Source organism: Microbacterium sp. ISL-103 (assembly GCF_018613995.1).
GTDB lineage: Bacteria > Actinomycetota > Actinomycetes > Actinomycetales > Microbacteriaceae > Microbacterium.
Genome location: NZ_JAGGPD010000117.1, coordinates 1 through 2,883, shown reverse-complemented (window position 1 = coordinate 2,883; position 2,883 = coordinate 1). Strand labels below are relative to the sequence as shown.

The 2,883-nt window shown below is 65.6% G+C and carries 4 protein-coding genes and 1 pseudogene; 1 reads left to right on the top strand and 4 read right to left on the bottom strand.

Annotated features, from left to right (window positions below):
• The 4 genes and pseudogenes from J7E68_RS05250 to J7E68_RS05235 all read right to left on the bottom strand — a co-directional run.
• The coding region (locus J7E68_RS05250) for a toprim domain-containing protein (protein WP_215170511.1) at window positions 1-431 on the bottom strand (431 nt) is incomplete at its 3' end.
• Between the two features lie 98 nt (window positions 432-529).
• Window positions 530-859 (bottom strand): helicase, encoded by a 330-nt coding sequence (locus tag J7E68_RS05245; RefSeq protein WP_215170509.1) that lies wholly within the window; start codon window positions 857-859, stop codon window positions 530-532.
• Window positions 860-884: 25 nt separating this feature from the next.
• Window positions 885-1,232 carry a TadE family type IV pilus minor pilin gene (locus J7E68_RS05240; RefSeq protein ID WP_215170513.1) on the bottom strand — a complete coding sequence of 116 codons (348 nt, stop codon included), beginning with the start codon at window positions 1,230-1,232 and terminating at the stop codon, window positions 885-887.
• A pseudogene (locus J7E68_RS05235) lies at window positions 1,229-1,336 on the bottom strand (DUF4244 domain-containing protein); the annotation flags it as partial. The gene J7E68_RS05240 and the pseudogene J7E68_RS05235, both read right to left, overlap by 4 nt.
• Before the next feature lie 35 nt (window positions 1,337-1,371).
• Between J7E68_RS05235 and J7E68_RS05230 the strand changes: the two are divergent.
• Entirely contained in the window at window positions 1,372-2,859 is a 1,488-nt protein-coding gene (locus J7E68_RS05230) for a recombinase family protein (RefSeq protein WP_215170507.1), read from the top strand.
• Window positions 2,860-2,883: the final 24 nt, after the last annotated feature.

Genomic DNA, 2,883 nt, shown 5'->3' with positions numbered 1-2,883 from the left:
TCGGTGTCGAGTTCTCGGGTGTTGCCGATGGCGGCCTGGATCGCGTCCTTGGTGATCTCATGGAAGACCATCCGCTTGACGGGGACCTTCGGCTTGAGCGTCTCGAGCAGGTGCCACGCGATGGCCTCGCCCTCGCGGTCCTCATCGGTGGCGAGCAGGAGTTCGTCGGCGGTCTTGAGCGCACGCTTGAGCTCGGCGACCGTCTTCGTCTTGCGATCGGAGACGACGTAATAGGGGTCGAAGTCGTTGTCGACGTCGATCGAGTACTTCCCGTAGGCCTGCTTGTCGGCAGCCGGGATGTCCTTCTTGTCTGCGAGATCGCGGATGTGGCCGACAGAGCTCAGCACCTCGTAGCCGTCGCCGAGGTACCCCTGAATCGACCGCATCTTCGTCGGAGACTCGACGATGACGAGCTTCTTGCCTTCAGCCAAGGGAGCATCCTTTCTTCGAAGCACACCATACACACCGCCGTGATGGGATGGTCACAGAGGTCGCCTGCATTTTCGCGGGAAAGTGCTTCGTGCCGCCGTCATGATCCCTCGGGTGGCCCAGCACGGGCTCGGGAGACGGCAGCGAGTCCAGCGTACGCCGCCTTGACCTCGACGGTCGCCACGAAGCCGTCGAGCGAGCACGAGGTGAGAGTCGCCGCCGACGCCGCAGCGACGCGGGCCGCGAGGGTGCAGGGGTCTTCCGCGGTGACGACGGCACCGCTCGCCGCGTCGGCTGCGGCGAGGGCCGCGGCGTCGGCCGCGCCGGCCGCTCGCTGAGCGGTCACCGCGGCTCCCCCGACGGCGGCGAGTCCCAGCGACAGGCCCGCCGCGATGGTCAGGATGCCCGCGGCGAGCGCCGACCCCGCCATCAGCCGCCCGCCGACAGCGAGCGCATCAGAGTCCTCCGGCGAGAGCGCAGCTGGACGCGACGAGCGGGATCACCATGAACCCACCGATCGCCGCGTCGACACTCGCCCGCACGCAGACGAGACCCGCCGGCGCCGTGCTCGACATGTTCGCCCCCGGCACCGCTGCCACGACGACCTGGGATGCGGCACCTGCGTCTTCGCCCCGCCCGAGAAGACGAGCAGCGTCGGCTGCCGCGTCTTGGAGCGAGACCTGGCGGGATGCCGCCCCGAGGGCGCCTGCTCCGAGCAGGAGTGTGAGCACGACGGCCGGGAGGGCGAGCGCGAGCTCGGCTGCCACCGAGCCGCGCTCATCGCGACCGATCGGGACGCTCACGACACCGTGAGGGCGCGGCGTACGAGATCGGTGAGGATCCCCCTCACCTCGTCGGATCTCATGATGACCACGAGCAGGCCGGCGAAGGCGACGGCCGCCATCGTGAACGGCTGAAGACATACTCTGCCAGGATTGCCGTATGCCCTCCACTGCTCCTAGAGTGCCCCGCGTCGCGATCTACGCTAGGCAGTCAGTCGACGAGGACCAGGGTATCGCCCAGCAACTCGAAGACTGTCGCGCGGAAATACACCGTCGAGGGTGGCGAGTGGTCGCCGAGCACCAGGATAACGATACGTCTGCCTCGAAAGAGCGAGGACCGAAGACCGCCTGGTCAGCGATGCTTAAGGCTTTCGATGCAGGCGAGTTCGACACCGTCATCGTCACTGGGCCGTCACGCATCACTCGCAGCCTTGCCGACGTGCTCGACATCCGGCCGCCGCGTCGCAACATCCGGGTCGTCGTCATCCGCGAGGGAATTGACACTGAGCTGGACGACTTCATGCTCAAGCAACTGGTCCTCCTGGCCGAGCGCGAGGTTCGAATCAAGACGGAGAGAGCTGCTCGCTATGCCGTGGGTCGGCGGCTCGCAGGGCATCCCACGCCGGGCAAGCCCCCGCACGGCTACCGCTGGGTGCCGAGCATCGAACGAGATGCCGCGGGCACGCGGTACAGAGTTGAAGACGCCGAAGCAGAGGACGTTCGACGAATCTTCCGCGAGTTCCTCGCTGGAGCTTCACTCGCTCAGATCGCGCGAGATCTCAGCGACGCTGGCAAGCTGACACGTCGAGGCGTTCGCTGGCAGTCAACGACAGTTCGACGGGTCCTGCTGAACCCGCTATACGCAGCGCTCCTTCCGCCAGCTCAGCCGACCGGTGAGTTCGATGCGACGGCGATTGACCTGGAGTCCTGCACGCCGGGAGCATGGGAACCCATCATCGAGCAGGAACAGCTAATCGCAAGCCGCGGGCGTCTTGTCGGCGTACGACCGAATCACAGCGGCACTGCACGAAAGTGGCTCCTATCCGGGCTCGCTGTGTGCGCGATATGCTCGCGGTCCGTCCGTTCAGCCAGCGGCGAGACCCATCCCACAGCCCGCAAGGGTGGCGGTGGTGCAGCACCGTCGCGTCGCTACCATGCGTATCGGTGCCCAAATGGTCACTTCATGCGCAACGGTGACATCATCGACCAATACGTCTCTGAGGTCTGCATCGCGCGCCTCGCGGAGAAAGACGCTGCGGACCTCGTGGCCCCGCGTTCGGACGTGATCGACATCGCCATGCTGAATTCGACACGCGAAGCTTTGAAGCGCCGCCGACAGTCGATCGCGAGCTTTGTCGCGCGCGGATTGATGACTGACATCGAGGCAGACGAGAGCCTCGTGAGCATCGCGCGCGAGCTACAGACGATCGGCGATCAGATAGCGCTCGCGGTTCTAGAGGATCCGCTGGCTGAGCTAGCTCTTGTCGACGACGTCCGAGAATGGTGGAGCGACGCGACTTTGGCTCGACGACGCCTCCTAGTCGAGACCCTCATGGTGGTCAGGATCCGCCCGGTGGGTCATGGCAAGCGAGTGACGACTCTCGACGGTGCCGCAGGCAGCGTCACGTTGGAATGGACCAACAGGTGAAGCTATCTTCGACGTACTGACTCT

What these genes read in the sequence shown, in the direction of transcription:
- J7E68_RS05230 (WP_215170507.1), top strand. Translation starts at nt 1,372, where the DNA reads ATGCCCTCCACTGCTCCTAGAGTGCCCCGCGTCGCGATCTACGCTAGG.
- J7E68_RS05245 (WP_215170509.1), bottom strand. Translation starts at nt 859, where the DNA reads ATGGCGGGGTCGGCGCTCGCCGCGGGCATCCTGACCATCGCGGCGGGC.